The organism is Pseudoalteromonas sp. P1-26 (genome assembly GCF_001401795.1).
Lineage (GTDB): Bacteria > Pseudomonadota > Gammaproteobacteria > Enterobacterales > Alteromonadaceae > Pseudoalteromonas.
In genome coordinates, this window is sequence record NZ_LKDX01000032.1 from 33,879 (window position 1) to 51,935 (window position 18,057).

The 18,057-nt window shown below is 41.6% G+C and carries 17 protein-coding genes; 6 read left to right on the plus strand and 11 right to left on the minus strand.

Annotated features, from left to right (window positions below; translation table 11 throughout):
* Positions 1–161 precede the first annotated feature (161 nt).
* Complete coding sequence (gene rarD, locus AN394_RS15000) at positions 162–1,085, plus strand: EamA family transporter RarD (RefSeq protein WP_055021905.1); 924 nt, start codon at positions 162–164, stop codon at positions 1,083–1,085.
* 2 nt (positions 1,086–1,087) lie between these two features.
* Here the strand turns inward: rarD and AN394_RS15005 are convergent, their stop codons facing one another.
* Both AN394_RS15005 and AN394_RS15010 read right to left on the minus strand, forming a co-directional pair.
* On the minus strand, positions 1,088–2,323 hold the full coding sequence (locus AN394_RS15005; protein ID WP_055021900.1) for a diguanylate cyclase: 1,236 nt from the start codon (positions 2,321–2,323) through the stop codon (positions 1,088–1,090).
* A gap of 78 nt (positions 2,324–2,401) precedes the next feature.
* Positions 2,402–2,776 carry a DUF413 domain-containing protein gene (locus AN394_RS15010; RefSeq protein WP_054563414.1) on the minus strand — a complete coding sequence of 125 codons (375 nt, stop codon included), beginning with the start codon at positions 2,774–2,776 and terminating at the stop codon, positions 2,402–2,404.
* Positions 2,777–2,866: 90 nt separating this feature from the next.
* Between AN394_RS15010 and AN394_RS15015 the strand changes: the two genes are divergently transcribed.
* Both AN394_RS15015 and AN394_RS15020 read left to right on the plus strand, forming a co-directional pair.
* The gene (locus AN394_RS15015; RefSeq protein WP_054563415.1) at positions 2,867–3,721 is read left to right on the plus strand and encodes a LysR family transcriptional regulator; all 855 of its coding nucleotides are present in this window, start codon (positions 2,867–2,869) and stop codon (positions 3,719–3,721) included.
* Between the two features lie 196 nt (positions 3,722–3,917).
* Positions 3,918–4,850, plus strand: coding sequence for a porin (locus tag AN394_RS15020; RefSeq protein ID WP_054563416.1), 933 nt, complete (start codon positions 3,918–3,920; stop codon positions 4,848–4,850).
* Positions 4,851–4,934: 84 nt separating this feature from the next.
* Here the strand turns inward: AN394_RS15020 and recG are convergent, their stop codons facing one another.
* From recG to asnC, 3 genes are read right to left on the minus strand one after another with little or no spacing between them, the layout of a single operon-like run.
* Positions 4,935–7,016, minus strand: coding sequence for an ATP-dependent DNA helicase RecG (gene recG / locus AN394_RS15025; protein ID WP_054563417.1), 2,082 nt, complete (start codon positions 7,014–7,016; stop codon positions 4,935–4,937).
* A gap of 39 nt (positions 7,017–7,055) precedes the next feature.
* Positions 7,056–7,772, minus strand: a complete 717-nt coding sequence (gene trmH, locus AN394_RS15030) for a tRNA (guanosine(18)-2'-O)-methyltransferase TrmH (protein WP_054563418.1) — start codon at positions 7,770–7,772, stop codon at positions 7,056–7,058.
* A 44-nt stretch (positions 7,773–7,816) separates the two neighbouring features.
* A complete protein-coding gene (gene asnC, locus AN394_RS15035; RefSeq protein WP_054554220.1) occupies positions 7,817–8,275 on the minus strand; it encodes a transcriptional regulator AsnC in 459 nt (152 codons plus the stop codon).
* Between the two features lie 197 nt (positions 8,276–8,472).
* Here asnC and asnA point away from each other — a divergent pair, with 197 nt between their 5' ends.
* On the plus strand, positions 8,473–9,468 hold the full coding sequence (asnA, locus tag AN394_RS15040) for an aspartate--ammonia ligase (RefSeq protein WP_054563419.1): 996 nt from the start codon (positions 8,473–8,475) through the stop codon (positions 9,466–9,468).
* A 45-nt stretch (positions 9,469–9,513) separates the two neighbouring features.
* On the opposite strand, the gene AN394_RS15045 is transcribed toward asnA, so the two are convergent.
* The 6 genes from AN394_RS15045 to AN394_RS15070 form a co-directional block, all read right to left on the minus strand.
* Positions 9,514–11,118 (minus strand): DUF342 domain-containing protein, encoded by a 1,605-nt coding sequence (locus AN394_RS15045; protein WP_054563420.1) that lies wholly within the window; start codon positions 11,116–11,118, stop codon positions 9,514–9,516.
* Positions 11,119–11,271: 153 nt separating this feature from the next.
* Positions 11,272–11,664: a RidA family protein gene (locus AN394_RS15050; RefSeq protein WP_054554223.1), complete on the minus strand. Its 393-nt coding sequence runs from the start codon at positions 11,662–11,664 to the stop codon at positions 11,272–11,274.
* Positions 11,665–11,675: 11 nt separating this feature from the next.
* Positions 11,676–13,781: a bifunctional GTP diphosphokinase/guanosine-3',5'-bis pyrophosphate 3'-pyrophosphohydrolase gene (spoT, locus tag AN394_RS15055; RefSeq protein WP_055021901.1), complete on the minus strand. Its 2,106-nt coding sequence runs from the start codon at positions 13,779–13,781 to the stop codon at positions 11,676–11,678.
* A gap of 130 nt (positions 13,782–13,911) precedes the next feature.
* Positions 13,912–14,187 (minus strand): DNA-directed RNA polymerase subunit omega, encoded by a 276-nt coding sequence (rpoZ, locus tag AN394_RS15060; RefSeq protein WP_054554225.1) that lies wholly within the window; start codon positions 14,185–14,187, stop codon positions 13,912–13,914.
* Between the two features lie 102 nt (positions 14,188–14,289).
* On the minus strand, positions 14,290–14,910 hold the full coding sequence (gmk, locus tag AN394_RS15065) for a guanylate kinase (protein WP_054563423.1): 621 nt from the start codon (positions 14,908–14,910) through the stop codon (positions 14,290–14,292).
* Positions 14,911–15,080: 170 nt separating this feature from the next.
* Entirely contained in the window at positions 15,081–15,941 is an 861-nt protein-coding gene (locus AN394_RS15070) for a YicC/YloC family endoribonuclease (RefSeq protein WP_054563424.1), read from the minus strand.
* A gap of 181 nt (positions 15,942–16,122) precedes the next feature.
* Between AN394_RS15070 and rph the strand changes: the two genes are divergently transcribed.
* A complete protein-coding gene (gene rph, locus AN394_RS15075) occupies positions 16,123–16,836 on the plus strand; it encodes a ribonuclease PH (protein ID WP_054554228.1) in 714 nt (237 codons plus the stop codon).
* 22 nt (positions 16,837–16,858) lie between these two features.
* Positions 16,859–17,503, plus strand: coding sequence for an orotate phosphoribosyltransferase (gene pyrE, locus AN394_RS15080; protein ID WP_054554229.1), 645 nt, complete (start codon positions 16,859–16,861; stop codon positions 17,501–17,503).
* Positions 17,504–18,057: the final 554 nt, after the last annotated feature.

Genomic DNA, 18,057 nt, shown 5'->3' on the forward strand with positions numbered 1-18,057 from the left:
TGCAGAATTCAGCGTTTCACTGGTGCTTAATATCAAGGCGTTACTTTGCAACAATGGCAGTCCCTTTTAGGAAGTAAATACATGGGTTTATTTAGCGTGTTTTGGTTGCGTCACTGCTTAGGGGGCGTAAAATAGCGTTTTTAAACTATAAAGCCAAACTTATGCCTACCAACATTGAGCAGCGAAAAGGCGTCATTTTCGCTTGTTTAGCCTTTTTTATGTGGGGTCTTGCGCCCATTTACTTTAAGTTTCTACAGCAGATTTCTGCGTTTGAAATCTTAATGCACCGTGTTATTTGGTCGGTGTTATTTTTACTTCTTATTATTGCAGCTCGTCATCAATGGCAGCGTATTCGTGTGGTGCTCGGACAACCTAAATTACTTTTGATGTTGGTAATAACAGCAAGTTTACTTGGCTTTAACTGGGGGTTATTTATTTGGGCCGTGAACAATAATCATATGCTCGATGCCAGTTTAGGTTATTACATAAATCCATTACTGAATGTGTTATTGGGTATGTTATTTTTAGGTGAGCGACTACGCAAGTGGCAAGGCGTTGCGGTAGGTCTAGCGCTTTGTGGTGTGTTGCTTCAGCTTGTGAGTTTTGGTTCATTCCCTGTGGTTGCTTTCTCATTAGCAGGATCGTTTGCTATTTATGGGTTACTTCGTAAAAAGCTGCCGATTGAATCATTGCCAGGGTTATTGCTTGAAGCACTTATATTATTGCCAGTTGCGCTTATTTACTGGTGGTTGATGGCGCCATCAGCAAGCTCTGATTTAACTGCAAACGATTGGCACATTAACTTGTTACTCATTAGTGCTGGTGTGGTGACAACCTTACCGCTGTTATGTTTTACTGGTGCAGCAAAGCGTCTGCAATACAGTACCCTTGGCTTTTTTCAGTACATTGGCCCAAGCTTAATGTTTATGCTTGCCGTGGCATTTTACGGTGAGGTATTTGATGCTGAGCGTGTGGTGACATTTGCATGTATTTGGAGCGCTTTGGCATTATTTAGCTGGGATTCGTATCGTCAGAGCCGTAAGCAACGCAAAGCGCAATTAGAGGCTGTGACTAAGCCTGTGTAGGCTTAGCTTACTAGCTTGTTGCGGCCAGTGTCTTTAGCTTGATAAAGCTTTAAATCGGCCTGTTTTATTAGTTCATCCAAACTATAAACAGGCCCATTATGAAAACCAATCGACAGCGTAAACTTGATTCGGTCTTTACTGAACTCAGGGCTGTGCTTTTCAACAAACAAGCGGAATTTCTCTAAACGTTGCAACGATTCTTGTGGGTCTTGATCAGCAAAATAGACTGCAAACTCTTCACCACCAAAGCGGCCTACTAAGTTATCTTCAAAATACTTTGCCATACATTGCGATAGGCCCTTTAATACGTCATCGCCGGCATCATGACCGTAGTTATCGTTAATTGACTTAAAGTGGTCAATATCAATCATGGCTAAAGAGACTGAGGTATCTGACACTTTTGCAGCTTTCAGATGGCTGTTTGCTTCACCAAAGAAATAGCGGCGATTAGGGAGTTTTGTGAGGTAATCAGTGTTTGCTTGTAAACGAATCGTTTTAATGTTTTCAAGCATGTCGACGTTTTGGCTAAGTCGACAATAAAACTCTTCATTGTTAAATGGCTTGCGTAGGTAATCGTCTGCGCCAGATTTCAAAAAGCGCGTCGAAAGGTGCAAAGTATCGAGTGCAGATATGCCAATCACGGCTTTTTCATCGTTAGAATATAAACGGCGAATTTCGACACAGAGCTCATCCCCATTCATATTCGGCATTTCATTATCGGTAATGATCACCGATATTTTTGGGTTTTCAGCCAGTACTTTTAAAGCATCAACACCATCAACAGCTTCGAGTGTTTGGTATTTATGACGGGTTAATAAGTTGCAAATATGGTGGCGCGTTGCTGCTGAATCATCGACTACTAGTACTAATATTTGCTCATTACGAGGCAAGCGAGCCAGTTGTTTTTCTAGATATTGATAGGCTTGTTTATTTTCTTTGGTGATGTAATCAATGATGGGGTGTTTTTCAACGATATTACGTGTTGTTTCGTCAAGATTACCTGTCATTACAATGGTAGGAATGTCGGCTTCGATGGTGCAAGGAACTGCTTCACCGGTTGGCGCATCAGGCAGAATAAAATCTACTACGGCACAAAAGTAATTGTGCTTGCTAATAAGCTCTTTTGCCTCAGCTAAGCTACCGGCTATGTCGGCTTCATAGCCCACTTTTTGCGCGATGTGCTTTTGCACCCGCGCAATGGTTGGCGTATCTTCAATTATTAATATTCTTCGAGTCACAGCTTGCCTTGTAATAACTTATTGGCGAAACAAAAGTTATTACAAGTTTTAACCCTAAAAGGGTAAAAAAGCAAATTGTTATAGGCTGTCTGACTCAGAATAATATTCAACACTTTGTGGTGTTGAGGTCGCAATGCGAGAGCGCCCAAATAATGTGTGAAACTTGGTTTTACAGGTTGTTTGCTTAAGGTATTTGATCCAAGCGCGCTCAATCGGATTAGTCGCTTCAAGGTTACCGGTAACAACTTGTACAAATTGAGTTTGAAATTCATTTTGTGGTTCTAGGGTTTTGTTGTATAAACCCTTTAGAACAACACCATGCTGCTCGAGAATGTCGGCTTCTAGCAAAGTGAAGTGACCACTACGACCAAAACCGCGTGGGAAATTTTGATCATCATAGAATTGACGTTGGCTTGCAAATGCCTGACGAAGTGATGAAATGTCATTGCTCATGGCTTTATCCTCATGCCCTAATTTCTTGCTGGAGTATGGATCAAGTTGTCGATTTTATTAAACAAATTATTTTTATCGTAAGGGTAAAAAATGGATATCGATTTATTGAAGACTTTTGTTGAAGTGGTTCGTACGCGCCATTTCGGTAAAGCAGCTGAAAATTTATATATTACACAGTCTGCAGTGAGTTTTCGGATCCGACAATTAGAGCAAGGTTTAGGTGTTAACTTATTTATTCGTCAACGAAACAACATACAGTTAACGGCGCCAGGTGAGCGACTACTGCCACACGCACAAATGATCATTACAGGTATGCAGCGCGCAAAAGTTGATGTGGCACTTGCAGATAATATGCACAAGCAAATTAGCTTAGCGGGAACACCTAATATTTGGGATGCATTTTTACAGTTTGGTATTACTAATATTGTTTCTGCTATGCCGGGTGTGTCGTTAGTTGCTGAAGTTAAAGCACAGCAAGAGAGTACTCGCTTATTATTGGAACGTACATTAGATTTGGCGGTGTTGTTCGATCCCCCTAAAGTAGATGAACTGGTTGTACAGCGAATTTGTGAGCTACCCATTATTCCAGTGAGCGCCTTTGAAACTGCAAATAGTGAAAACTTTTTCGATAACCAATATGTTTATGTCGACTGGGGTACCACCTTTTCTTTATGGCATGCTCGTGAGTTTAACGGTCACGCTCCTCCTTATTTCAGAACCAGTACAGGTCGTATTGCGCTTGATTTAATTTTGAAATGCGGCGGTAGCGCGTTTATTCCTCAGTTATTAGTTGAAGAGCAGCTTGAATCTGGTGAGCTTTATCATGTTGAAGATGTTGCGCATACTTCGCGTGATGTGTTTGTTGCTTATCACAGAGATAATGAGCAAACCCCTTTATTAGAGAAGTTAGTGACCTTATTAACTGAACTACAAATAAAAGCTTAAAATTAATTTAATTTAGCTTTCATAAAAAATTAATGCTGTAACAGCAGGTTACGTTTTTATTTCAAAAATAATTACATTTTATGAAGCTAAATTGACGCTTTTGTTTCAATTGTCATCTTTCTGTCATTTTTCGCTGTCACACTGCGCGCATTGAAACACAACATGTGTTTTTTGTTGCGATTATTGAGGAAACGACATGAAATTTGCAAAGTCTAGCTTATTCCTAGCTTTATTTGGTGGTTTATCTTTTTCTGCATTAGCTGATGTAGATGTATATGGTAAAGCAAACGTGACTGTTCAATCATCAGATGATGGCGAAGGGTCTTTCACTGAAATTAAAAGCAATAACTCACGTTTTGGCTTAAAAGGTTCAGAAAAAATTTCTGAAGGCTTAGAAGCGGTTTATAAATTTGAGTTTGGTGTAGACGTATCAGACGCTGATTCAAAAGGCGACAATGACGATAACATCACTGCACGTAACCAATACGTAGGTGTTAAAGGTAGCTTTGGTCAAGTTGTTATCGGTCGTAACGATACAGCAATGAAGCAGTCTCAAGGTAAAGTTGATTTATTCAATGACCTTGAAGGTGATATCAAGAACGCATTTAAAGGTGAAAACCGTTTAGGCGACACAATTTCTTATGCTTCTAAAGACTTCAGTGGCTTCAAAGTATTAGCAACTTATGTAGCTGAAGATGACGTAGATGCTGATAATGGTTACTCAGTAGCGTTAACTTACGGCGATGCAAAACTTAAAGAAAGCAAACTTTATGCATCAGTAGCAGCTGACAGCGAAGTTAAAGGCTACGACATTGTTCGTGCAACAGTACAGGGTAAACTAGGTGACTTCAAACTAGGTGCTATGTACCAAACACAAGAAAAAGTGGATGGTAGTGCAGAAGCTGATGGTTACTTAGTAAATGCTGCTTACCAAATGAATAGCAACACTTTCAAAGTACAGTACCAAGTAATTGACTTTGACGAAGGCGACAAGAAAACAGCTATTTCTGCAGGTGTTGATCACAAGCTTAGCAAAAACACCAAAGTATTTGGTTTCTACTCAACGTTTGATACAGACAATCAAGTTGACCAAGACTACCTAGGTGTTGGTATTGAATACAAGTTCTAATCCAACCTTTGGATAACTCCCTAACTTGTCAGCCCAGCTAATTAGCTGGGCTTTTTTGTTCTAGCAGAAAAGTTAGACTTGCGATTAAGCTTGTGCGTAGTTTGATTTGCCTGCAAGCCAACGTTGAATCAATTTATCGGTAAGCTCTGGATAGTCGTTCAAAATTTTGAAGGCAATGGGTCTTACATGGTCGAGTGTTTGTTTATCGCGGTTTAAGTCGGCGATTTTAAATTCGGCTAGGCCTGTTTGTTTGGTACCAAGTACTTCACCAGGGCCACGGATTTCGAGATCTCGCTCAGCAATAACAAAGCCATCATTACTTTCACGCAGCACACCTAAGCGTTTTTGCGCTGTAGCTGATAATGGCGCGTGATAGAGTAAAACACAGTGTGATGCCGTAGCCCCACGACCAACACGGCCGCGCAGCTGGTGGAGTTGTGCAAGCCCTAACCGCTCAGGGTTTTCAATAATGATAAGGCTGGCATTTGGCACATCAACACCTACTTCAATCACCGTTGTGGCAACAAGTACATGAATATTGCCCGCTTTAAACTCACTCATAATGGCTTGCTTTTCAGCGGCTTTCATCCGGCCATGCACTAAGCCAACGTTTAATTCTGGCAATGCTGCTTTCAATTGCTCAGCGCTATCTTCCGCGGCTTGGCATTGCAGTACTTCAGATTCATCAATCAGAGTGCAAACCCAATACACTTGACGACCTTGCTCTGTGCACGCTGTTCTCACACGTTGAATGATTTCGTCTCGGCGTGCATCTGGAATCGCCACCGTTGTGATAGGCGTTCTACCGGGTGGTAACTCATCAATCACTGAGGTTTCTAAGTCAGCGTAGGCTGTCATTGCTAGCGTTCGCGGGATAGGTGTTGCTGTCATCACTAATTGATGCGGGTAACAGTCACCAAAGCGGCCTTTTTCACGCAGTGATAAGCGCTGATGAACACCAAAGCGGTGTTGCTCATCAATAATAATTAAAACGAGATTGTTAAACTCAACCTGTTCTTGAAATAACGCATGGGTGCCAACAATCATTTGCGCTTCCCCAGAGGCTATTTTTTCGAGAGTAACAGCGCGCTCTTTACCTTTACTTTTGCCACCTAACCAAGCGACTTCAACACCGAGTTGATTAAACCATTGGCTAAAGTTGATGCCATGTTGCTCTGATAAAATCTCTGTTGGTGCCATTAAAGCGACTTGGTAGCCTTCGCTGATAGCGGTGAGCGCACTGAGTGCTGCGACGAGTGTTTTACCTGAGCCAACATCGCCTTGTACTAGGCGCATCATCGGAAACGGGTGTTGTAAGTCACCTTTGATTTCTGCCACCACACGACTTTGCGCGTTAGTTGGGCTAAAGGCTAAATTAGCTAAAAACTGTTGCTCAAGTTGGTTATGAGGCTTTAAAGCAACCGCTTTTACCGTTTGCCCTTTTTGGCGCAGCTTTAAAAGGCTTAAGTTTTGCGCAAGCAACTCTTCAAAAACTAGCCGTTGCTGGGCAGGGTGCATACCTTGTTCAAGGGCAGTTAAATCAACATCGTTTTGTGGGCGATGTAAGGTCATAAGTGCATCGGCTAAACGCATTCCGGTTGGCTGAAACTGTTCTGGCAGTAACTCTTCGACAGGGTATTTAGTTAGTAGTGCAAGTGCTTGATCGCTTAGTGCACGAATAGATAACTGTTTTAGCCCTTCGGTAACAGGATAAACCGGCGTAAGCGTGGTATTAGTTGGTTGCTCAGAAGGGGTATCCGATAAGCTGTATTCCGGATGTGTCATTTCAAAGCCAACTCTGCCACGGCGGATCTCACCAAAGCAACGAATGATTTTACCTGTACTTAAGGCATTTTTTTGAGCCGCGCTAAAGTTAAAAAACCTCAGCGTCAATCGGCCCGTTCCATCATTTACTTGGCAAACCAGCATGCGTCTTTTTCCAAAGGTAATTTGGCTGGTTTCAATGGTGGCTTCAACACTAACATGGCTATGCGGTTGAAGTTCACAGATTGGGTGAATGCGGGTACGGTCTTCATAGCGGTGAGGCAAATGAAACAGCATGTCTTGCACCGTATGAATATTTAGCTTAGCAAGGCGCTCGGCCATTTTCGGGCCGACGCCTTTTAATTCAGTAATTGGGTATAACGCTAAGCTAGGATGACTCAAAGGTGACTCAAATTATTAATTAGTAGACTGTTTTTCAGTTTACTTGCACTCGTTAGTGGCTTCAAGCGGTTGCGTGTGTTTTAAAATGTTCCAGAACGTTTCATCAGCAACAATTTCACCATTTTCATCAAGCTCAGGGTACGGTAGCTCTTTTTCGCGGCATTGTTCGGCAATGATAGGGTGGCAGCCCTCAAACAAGATGCGGTGTTTAACTTTCGCATCAAGCATATCGCGGTTGTAAAGTCCGGCTTCTTCACGTTGGCGCTGAGCTTCAAATAGAATAAGTGCCGCAGCAACAGATACATTAAGAGATTGCACCATTCCTTGCATTGGGATAATGATATTTTTATCAGCATGAGCGAGGGCGCGTGGTGAAATACCATCACGTTCTTGGCCAACAATAACAGCCGTCGGTTTGGTGTAATCTATTTCACGAAAGTCGACTGCATCGTCGCTGAGGTGAGTTGCTAAAATTTGTACTTCCGGATTTTGTGCACGCATCATAGCAACGGCTTCATCGATATTGCGATGCAAGTGAGTTTCTAGCCAGTTTTTACTACCACCTGAGGTATTGTTAGTTAACCATTTTTGATTCTCTGGCCATACAGCATGAACATGATGGCAGCCTGTCGCGTCAGCTGTGCGAGCAATGGCTGATAAATTATGATGCTTATGCACTTCTTCTAAACAAACCGTTAGGTCCGTTTGGCGGCGGTCTAACACGCGCTTAACACGCTCAAAGCGAGTTGTATCCATAGTTGTGTGCTCGTTGACGGATTCTAATTGGCGCTGATTATACCCTAGGGAACAACAGCACGGCTAATAGGGTTTTGTAATGAGATCAGCGTTTCTGTTGATTGAATAGCTTCGATGGCTTGTATTTTGTTAATTAACACATCTTGTAGATGATCAATTGAGCGTGCCATCACTTTGATAAATATACTGTAATTACCTGTGGTGTAATAGGCTTCTACGACTTCTTCTAGCTCTTTTAAATGCAGTAAAGTTTGTGGGTAATCACGGGCATTGTTGAGGTTAATACCAATAAAACAGCAAACATCGTAACCAAGCTGTTTGGCATCAATACTGACTTGGGTGCCTGTAATAATTCCCGCTTGTTTCATCTTTTCGACCCGTACATGAATAGTCCCGGCACTTACTGCAAAGCGTTTAGCGAGTTCTGCATACGCTGTTCGCGCATTTTCCATTAAAGCATTAAGGATGTTTTTATCGAGATTATCGATTTGATAATTTTCCATGGTATTTATTAGTGTTAATTATTGAATCAATAAATTTTATAGCATTATTTTTATGAAAATTTCAATGTTAAGTTCTTTTTATTGCGGGTTATTGAAAATTACCTTTGTTTAGTTGAGGATTGTTTTAACAGGAGGGGCCAAGCAGCGGGTTTCTCTAATTAAGCAAGTAACAATAACTGGGAATGAGGCCAATTATTATGAGTTCACACTACCTGCAGCAACAGCAGCAAATTAGTAAAGTAAAACAGTTTTTTTCAAGCCAATTAGAACAACAATTAGGGTTAGTTGAAGTACAAGCGCCGATCTTGGCTAAAGTAGGCGATGGTATTCAAGATAACTTAAGCGGTACTGAAAATGCTGTATCGGTAGCAGTGAAAACAATTCCGGGTAGCCAATTTGAAGTAGTCCACTCATTAGCTAAGTGGAAACGCAAAACCTTGGCTGATTACGATTTTTCGGTAGGTGAAGGACTCTATACGCACATGAAGGCGCTTCGTCCTGATGAAGAATCTTTAAGCCCAATTCACTCGGTGTATGTTGACCAATGGGACTGGGAAAAAGTGATTTGCGAGAGCACTGAACGTACCTTAGACAAGCTAAAAGAAACCGTGACATCACTTTATCAGGCGATTAAAGCAACCGAACGCTTTGTCGCAAGCGAGTTTGATTTAACGCCGTTTTTGCCCGAGCAAATCACTTTTGTACACAGTGAACAGCTACGTCAGATGTATCCTGACTTTACAGCGAAACAACGTGAAAAAGCGGTAGCACAAGAATACGGTGCGGTATTTTTAATTGGTATAGGCGGCACACTTGCCGATGGTAAAATTCATGACGTACGAGCACCGGATTATGACGATTGGTCAACACAAACCTGTAGTAAATTTGCAGGTTTAAACGGTGATATTTTAGTTTGGAACCCTGTGCTTGAAGATGCATTTGAAATCTCTTCAATGGGCATTCGTGTAAGCCCTGATGCATTAGCTACACAATTAGCGATTACAGGCGACCAAGCTCGCCTAGAGTTTGATTGGCATAAACAGCTACTGGCGAAAAAGTTTCCGCAAACAATAGGTGGCGGAATTGGTCAATCACGACTCGCTATGTTGCTGTTACAAAAACAGCATATCGGGCAAGTACAAGTTGGTGTTTGGCCTGAACAGCTAAAACAGCAAGTGGAAGGAATTCTTTAAAGAGTAATGACCCTGGTAAAAAGAGGCTTTAAGCCTCTTTTTTTATTAACTGGTTTTAAACTCTACCTCAACCTTGTTTTCTTCAAGCTTTACCTTACACGGTGGGTATTGGCGGTTAGTGAGTAGAACTTTTTCGAAAATGTGAATTTCGACCCCTGAATGCAGTTTTTTATTAACGACCAATTGCGCATCTTCCAGCAAATCATGAAGGTGATGCTCTAAGCTTGATAGCTTTTTCTCTAGTATTTCAGCTTGTTCACAATAGTGCATTTGTGTGGCACCAATCTTTGCGAGTAACTGTTTTTTCTTTTCGGCGTCTTTTACTTGATCTGCTTTTTCGATAGCTGATTGTAATGTATCAAGTTGTGCATCTGTTTGTGCTAAATCTTTTAAACACTGATCTGTTTGCGCGGTGACATCAGCACCCGAAGCCGCTAAGTGAATGACCATTTTAGCGCCAGATTCATTGCCAATTTCGCCGGCAATTAACATTTGTGCGTCTAAGATCTCTCCGCCGAATAGCTTGCCTTGCGGGTTATCTTCTTGGCCTATTTGCAATAGCTTAGTGGCTTTCATCGTACAATGGCTGGCTTGACGTTCAATAAGAATATTATTGGCTTCAAGGTAGCAGTATTGACCATGTGATAAGTGAATGTCACCTTGGCTGATAATATTACAAGACAACTTTTTATCTTCGAGCTGGTGACCAATTACACCTTGTTTTATAGTGATATCGCCAGCCGCTGATAAATGGCCTGATTCCACAGTACCCATAACTGTGATATCGCCTTTGGCATTAATACGCATGCCTGGTTCAACGTTATGAGTCACAATGACGCTACCTTCAAAATCTACGTGACCACTTTTTACGTTTACATCGGCAATAGTAAAAATATCATCGACACGCATACCGTTGGCAATATCCACTGGTACACCAGCGATCACAGAAATTAGCTCAAGCGGGTTGTTTTTTGATATTTCGGTGCCTTCACCTGCGACTAGTTTGGTGTTTTCCCCCGGTTTTGCAGGAAGTACATCACCAGTAACAGTAAAGCCTTCTTTGCCAGGAGTAGCAGGAATTTGTTTTATAAGTAATACACCAGGTTCGACACTGGCGAGCTTGCCAAAGTCACGCATATCGGCTGTGCCGTCTTCACGTAGCTTAGGTGTTTTTAAGCGGTCTTTTAAGGTCTCAACCTGTGGTACAAACTTAGACGGTTGGCCATCAATCGGTAAACGGCCTTTTGCGAGCACTCCTTTAGCAACTTCACCTGCAGGTAGCTCAAACTGTTGTTGTAATAACTTTTCTAAGAAAGCTTGCTTATAACCGCGGGCAACACCTGCTTTGATAAGCTCTTTTTTAGCATCGTCAAGCGTCATGACTTTGCCGCCTTCAGCTAAAGTCAGCTCGCCTGTAGCCAGCATTTTGTCATCACTCAGGGTAACAACTAGGCTCGCATCATGTTTAGAGGCAACAACAAGCATGCGCTCATTTGAATCGCTTTTAAAGAAATTATTGATAGCTTCATGATCCACTCTGCATTCGCAAAATGGTGACTTTTCTAATGCTTCGATAATAAACGCAGCACTAGGAGGTGAGTTTTCATGAACATCTAATAAAACGTTGCCGTTGTGAGCGAGCTTAAACACCTGGAGATCCTTTTTTACTACATTAGCTAAAGGTTTTACTTGTTATAACAACAGAGTGCTAGAGATTTGCTAATGAGTCAAGAATTTCGGGTGAGGGAAGTAAGAACTTTTTCTAAAAAAGTGCCAGCAACTTTGCGTTGCTGGCAGGGCTGATTAGTTTGTTGAAGGTAGCTCCATGATACCGTCAATTTCAACTTGCACGCCTTTTGGTAGCGCACGTACGCCAATTGCGGCACGTGCAGGGTATGGTTGCTTAAAGTACTGGCTCATCACTTCGTTAACAATCGCAAAGTTAGATAGGTCAGTTAAAAAGATATTCACTTTTACCATGTCTTGAATTTGACCACCCGCAGCTTGGCAAACAGCTGTTAGGTTTTTGAATACTTGGTGAGTTTGCTCAGTAAAGTCTTCAGAGATCACTTCCATCGTCTCTGGTACAAGTGGGATTTGACCTGATAAATAAACAGCCGTGCCTACTTTAACTGCTTGGCTGTAAGTACCGATTGCTGCAGGCGCATTATCAGTAGAAATAAAAGATTTGTTCATGATTATCCTTGTTACTTTTTACGATAGACTCTTTGCACATCAGGCATAACGCGAATGCGGCGCATAATGTTAGCAACATGAACGCGGTTTTTAACCGTGATGCCTAAATCTATCATGTATAAATTACTTTCTTTTTCGTCAGTCGCTATTTCAACAATGTTGGCTTGGGTTGAGGCAACAACATTGGTTAATTTAGCCAGTGCACCTTGGTGATTGATAATCTCAATACGAAGGGCTGCAATATATTCTTTCTCTGGGTTATCGTCCCATTTTACAACTAAGTATTTTGAGCGCTCTTTTTCCCAACCTCGAATGTTTTTACATTCTTGGCGGTGAACAGTAAGGCCTTTACCTTGGCTAATATAAGCAGTAATAGCATCGCCAGGGACTGGTCGGCAGCATTTAGAGTAATTAACTAACATGCCTTCAGTACCGATGATGGTCGCTTTTGCTTTTTGTGCAAGGTCGTCTAGGTCGTCTGCATCAACTTGCATCAAGCGTTTTGCAATAAGCACACTCATAAGATTACCTGAGCCTATTTCGACTAATAGCTCAAGTACGGTATTAAGTTCATGCTCTTGAAGTACACGGCGAATGTTTTCATCTGGAATATCATCCAGTTTGGTTTCACCAAGTGCTGAGTCTAGTAAACGTCGACCGAGCAGCATGGCTTCTTCATGCTGTTGGCTCTTCAGGTAATTGCGAATACCTAAACGTGCTTTACCTGTTACAACAAAGTTTAACCAAGTTGCATTAGGGTGCGCCCCTGAGCTGGTAATGATTTCGACTGTTTGCCCTGTATCAAGTGCCTTGCTTAGTGGGTGAGGTTTACGGTTAACGCGTGCACCTACACAGGTATTACCTACATCAGTGTGAACTGCATAAGCAAAGTCGACTGCTGTTGCACCCATAGGTAGTTCAACGATACGGCCATCTGGCGTGAAAACATAGATCTCTTCAGGGAATAGCTCTGTTTTAACGTTTTCAACAAACTCAAATGATGAGCCCGCACTTTGCTGAAGCTCCAGTAAGCTTTGCATCCATTGGCGAGCACGCTGCTGTGCTGTGTGGCCTGCGCTATCACCTGCTTTTTTATACATCCAGTGAGCAGCCACCCCTTTATCTGCCATATGATCCATGTCGTGGGTACGAATTTGAATCTCAACAGGAATACCATGAGGGCCAACTAATGAGGTATGAAGCGACTGATAACCATTGGTTTTTGGTACGGCAATATAATCTTTAAAACGGGTTTCTATTGGTTTGTAAAGGTTATGAGCAACACCTAATACACGATAACAGGTATCCATATTATCAACATTGATACGGAATGCGTAGATATCCATCACTTCGTTAAACGACAGCTCTTTATTAAGCATTTTTTTGTAAATGCTATAAAGGTGTTTTTCGCGGCCAGATATAGTTGCTTCGATGCCAGACTCTTCTAAACGCGCTTCAATTTCAGTCTTAATATTGCTGATAACTTCTTTACGGTTACCACGTGCTTTGACTACTTCTGATCTTAATGCGCGATGACGCATCGGGTATAACGCTTGAAAGCCTAAATCTTCTAATTCATTTTTAATATCATGAATACCAAGGCGGTTCGCAATTGGTGCATAAATCTCTAATGTTTCACGGGCAATACGACGGCGTTTGTCAGGACGCAGTGCGCCCAAGGTACGCATGTTGTGAGTACGGTCAGCCAGTTTAATTAAGATCACGCGAATATCTTGAGTCATCGCCATGATCATTTTGCGGTAGTTTTCGGCTTGGAATTCTTTTTTATCTTTAAAGCTGAGCTTATCTAGCTTACTCACCCCTTCAACAAGTTCGGCAACGGTGTCGCCAAAAATTTCAGCTAAGTCTTGTTGGCTAAAGTCGGTGTCTTCAATCACGTCATGCATCAGGGCAGCCATCAGCGTTTCGTGATCTAAGTGCATGCCGGCAAGTATTTGTGTCACTTCGACAGGGTGGGTGATATAAGGCTCGCCACTTGAGCGTGTTTGGCCTTCGTGGGCTTCGCGAGCGACCACGTATGCTTTTTGTACCAGCTCAATATCAGCAGGTGGTAAGTATTCGGATATTTTCTTTTTGAGGCCTTCGAATAGATACAAAGTCACACTCCAATGCGCAAATGAAGTAAATCGGTAACGGTATGAATAGAATATACGATGAAAAGAAGGGCTTGCCAACGGCTAGTGTAGAAATACTAGCCGTATAGCTAAATCAAAGCGGGGAGCTTGATTACTGGTTGCCACCTACGATAGCAGCCACAGCAGCCATTTCTGCTGCTTCTTGATGTTGTTGTTCTTCACGATCAATTAAGTCCATAGAAGAGCTATCTACTAACCCTTTCTCAATTTCACGTAAAGCAATAACCGTTGGTTTGTCATTTTCAGCATCAACGAGTGGATCTTTACCACCAACCGCGATTTGGCGGGCACGACGAGCCGCAACTAAAATTAAGTCAAAACGATTACCAATTGCATCTACTGCATCTTCAACAGTTACGCGAGCCATCTTAGCACTCCAAATAAATTCTTAAGCAAAGGCGTAGTTTACTGTACCAAGTTAAATTCGCCAATAGCTTGTGGTTAATTTTTATCTTATTCTTAAAAAGTATTACTTAAGTAAGTTCTCTAATAACGCCTGATGGCGCACAGTTTGGCTTTTTAACGATAAACGTTTGGCCATAACAATAGTTTCGATTTCTGTAAGTGCAGTATCAAAGTCATCGTTAACCACAACATAATCATACTCATTATAGTGTGATGTTTCTGATTGTGCTTTTGCCATTCTTCCTGCGATTACCTCAGCAGAGTCTTGACCACGGTTATTTAAGCGTGATTCAAGTTCTTCTTTTGATGGTGGAAGAATAAAGATAGTCTCAACATCATCAACTAATTTGCGGATTTGCTGAGCACCTTGCCAATCGATATCTAAAAATACGTCAATACCTGCTGCAAGTTGGCTTTCGATTGCTTGCTTAGACGTACCATAGTAGTTATCGAACACTTGCGCCCATTCAAAAAAGTCATTTTTCTCAATTAGCGCTTTGAACTCATCCACAGAAACAAAGTGATAGTGCACACCGTTTTCTTCACCCGGACGAGGTGAGCGAGTGGTATGCGAAACCGATACTTTCATATCGCTGTGTTTCTTTAGTAAAGCACCAATTAAGCTTGATTTACCAGCCCCTGATGGAGCTGACAAGATAAATAAATTTCCGCGAGTTTGCGCCATGATCTGTCTCTAATAAAAAATAAACAGGCTCGGACTATCGCTAATCCAAGCCTTTAATTGAACTATTGTACTTTATTTCGCTAAAAGTGCTCAAGTTTGCCTGCTTTTAGACTTTTCAAAACAAAAGACCCAGCAGATGCTGGGTCTTATAAAAATGCTATAAATCTCGTTTACTCGATGTTTTGAATTTGTTCGCGCATTTGCTCGATTAACACTTTTAGTTCTACAGCAGCGTTTGTGATATCACTGTTGATAGACTTTGACGCTAACGTGTTTGCTTCACGGTTAAACTCTTGCATCATAAAGTCTAGGCGTCGGCCACATGCGCCGCCTTTAGTTAAGATTTTTTTGGTTTCTTTAACATGCGACTTTAAGCGGTCAAGTTCTTCAGCAACATCTTGTTTTTGCGCAAGATAAATAAGTTCTTGCTCAAGGCGAGACTCATCGATGTCTGTTTTTAGTTCTTCTAGCTTTTGGTTTAGTTTTTCGCGCTGCCATTTAGCAATTTCTGGCAAGTGGCCTTCAACAATGGTTACTTGCTCTAAAATAGCATCAAGGCGAGTTGCAATCATTTCTTGTAAGTTTGCGCCTTCATCGCCGCGAGCTTGTTTAAAATCTTCAATTACTTGGTCAAACCCTGCAATTAGCGCAGTGTTTACACTATCCATATCGAGCTCTTCGGCTTCCATAACGCCAGGCCAACGTAAAATATCAACAGGGTTAATGTCACCATTGCTTTGGTTTTGCACCCATTGTGCGCTTTTAATTAATTGCTCAGCGAGTGATTCATTAATCGTTAACTCACCAACATGCGCTGGATTTGCAGCAAACTTTAAGAAAACTTCAACCTTACCGCGTTGTAAATGTTTACGTAAACGCTCACGAATAACTGGTTCCATGCCACGAAATTGCTCAGGTGCGCGGATAAAAGTTTCAAGGTAACGTTGGTTTACTGAACGAATTTCCCAAGTGCCAGTGCCCCATTCGCCTTTAATTTCGCGGCGCGCATAAGCTGTCATGCTGTGGATCATGGATGATTTCCTAGTGTTATTAAATTTACAAAGTTGACTGATTATACCGAATCAGCTTTTAACCTCTAGCGTAAATTTTCTGAAATGTGCTTTTCTGATGCAGTTAATTATGTAAATGAACATGGCATCTGGCACCACATCGACTTATAATGTGGCAAATTCAGAATTAAGGGGATCGTTAATGCGTCCAAGCGAAAGAACACCTAACCAAATTAGACCGGTTACATTCACACGTAATTACACTATGCATGCTGAAGGTTCAGTATTAGTAGAGTTTGGAAATACTAAAGTTTTGTGTACAGCAACTGTTGAAGCTGGTGTACCACGCTTTATGAAAGGCCAAGGTAAAGGTTGGGTTACGGCTGAATACGGTATGTTACCTCGTTCAACACATACTCGTAATGGCCGTGAAGCATCGCGCGGTAAGCAGGGCGGTCGTACTATGGAAATTCAACGCTTAATCGCACGTGCACTTCGTGCTGCGGTTGATTTAAAGGCGTTAGGTGAAAACACCATTACTATCGATTGTGATGTTATTCAAGCTGATGGCGGTACACGTACAGCATCAATCAGTGGCGCGTGCGTTGCATTAGTTGATGCGCTTACTTACATGCGTAGTAAAGGTATGATTAATTCAAACCCACTTAAGCATATGATTGCGGCAATTTCAGTTGGTGTATATAAAGGTCAACCAATTAGTGACCTTGAGTACCTAGAAGATTCTGAAGCCGAAACAGATATGAACGTGATCTTGACCGAAACCGGCAAAATCATCGAAATTCAAGGTACAGCTGAAGGCGAACCTTTCTCATTCGACGAACTTGATGAGCTACTTACATTAGCTAAGCACTCAATTCGTGAAATTATCGACGTTCAAAAGCAAGCATTAGCTTAATAAAGAAGTAGGTTTATTAGTTATGAAAGATTATCAAAAAGAGTTTATTGAATTCGCACTTGAAAAGCAGGTGCTTAAATTTGGTGAGTTTACTTTAAAGTCTGGCCGCACTAGCCCTTATTTCTTCAACGCTGGTTTATTCAATACCGGTCGTGACCTTGCACGCTTGGGTCGCTTTTACGCTGCAGCACTTGAAGATGCGGGCATTGATTACGATGTATTATTCGGCCCTGCTTATAAAGGTATTCCAATCGCAACGACTACAGCGGTTGCTTTAGCTGATCATCACGACAAAGATGTACCTTATTGTTTTAACCGTAAAGAGAAAAAAGCACACGGTGAAGGTGGCACATTAGTAGGCTCTGAACTTAAAGGTAAGATCATGTTAGTTGATGACGTGATCACTGCAGGCACAGCTATTCGTGAGTCTATGGAAATCATTGCAGATAATGGTGCAGACTTAAGTGGTGTTTTAATTGCACTTGACCGCCAAGAGAAAGGTAAAGCTGAGTTATCTGCTATTCAAGAAGTCGAGCGTGACTTTGGCACTAAAGTTATCTCTATTGTAAAACTAGCTGACTTAATTAGTTACTTAGAAGCTAAAGGCACAATGGATGAGCATTTAGCTGCAGTAAAAGCATACCGTGATCAATACGGCATTGCTTAACACCTAAAAACGCGAACTATTTAAAGGCTCAGCTATATTGCTGGGCTTTTTTGTTTTTAGAGTATTGTACTTTTATGGCCTTAAATACGGTCAAAAAGTTACTGAAGCGTTAATAAAGTTTCTCTTTTGTGGTGTTTAGACTAAAAAGGATACAAAAGGCAGTTTTTTTAAAGTTTTCTCAAAAAAGTACTTGCGTTAATTCGCCGCATCCCTATAATGCGACCCCACTGAGACGGCAGACAGCAACGCTTAGCGAGGCAAGAGCAACTCAGGGTGTCAAGTAAAACTGAGTTTTGAAAAAATAAACTTTTCTCAAAATTAAGTGTTGACAAAAATAATGGCTTGCGTAGAATGCACAGCCCTTGAGGCGCGAAAGTATCTCAAACGTTCTTTAACAATATAAAGCAATCATCTGTGTGGGCACTCGTACAGATTGAGTTCTAACAGCGAAACTTAGTTTACTAGGTAACGCAAACAAATTTAGAGTCTCAATTTCTTATGAGTGACTATATAGTCAATTTATACAGAATTCATTGAGCACGAAACTTCGGTTT

Bases quoted from the DNA above. Each gene is read 5' to 3' on its own strand.
- rarD (WP_055021905.1), top strand. From the start codon at position 162: ATGCCTACCAACATTGAGCAGCGAAAAGGCGTCATTTTCGCTTGTTTA.
- AN394_RS15010 (WP_054563414.1), bottom strand. From the start codon at position 2,776: ATGAGCAATGACATTTCATCACTTCGTCAGGCATTTGCAAGCCAACGT.
- AN394_RS15015 (WP_054563415.1), top strand. From the start codon at position 2,867: ATGGATATCGATTTATTGAAGACTTTTGTTGAAGTGGTTCGTACGCGC.
- AN394_RS15020 (WP_054563416.1), top strand. From the start codon at position 3,918: ATGAAATTTGCAAAGTCTAGCTTATTCCTAGCTTTATTTGGTGGTTTA.
- trmH (WP_054563418.1), bottom strand. From the start codon at position 7,772: ATGGATACAACTCGCTTTGAGCGTGTTAAGCGCGTGTTAGACCGCCGC.
- asnC (WP_054554220.1), bottom strand. From the start codon at position 8,275: ATGGAAAATTATCAAATCGATAATCTCGATAAAAACATCCTTAATGCT.
- asnA (WP_054563419.1), top strand. From the start codon at position 8,473: ATGAGTTCACACTACCTGCAGCAACAGCAGCAAATTAGTAAAGTAAAA.
- AN394_RS15050 (WP_054554223.1), bottom strand. From the start codon at position 11,664: ATGAACAAATCTTTTATTTCTACTGATAATGCGCCTGCAGCAATCGGT.
- rpoZ (WP_054554225.1), bottom strand. From the start codon at position 14,187: ATGGCTCGCGTAACTGTTGAAGATGCAGTAGATGCAATTGGTAATCGT.
- gmk (WP_054563423.1), bottom strand. From the start codon at position 14,910: ATGGCGCAAACTCGCGGAAATTTATTTATCTTGTCAGCTCCATCAGGG.
- AN394_RS15070 (WP_054563424.1), bottom strand. From the start codon at position 15,941: ATGATCCACAGCATGACAGCTTATGCGCGCCGCGAAATTAAAGGCGAA.
- rph (WP_054554228.1), top strand. From the start codon at position 16,123: ATGCGTCCAAGCGAAAGAACACCTAACCAAATTAGACCGGTTACATTC.
- pyrE (WP_054554229.1), top strand. From the start codon at position 16,859: ATGAAAGATTATCAAAAAGAGTTTATTGAATTCGCACTTGAAAAGCAG.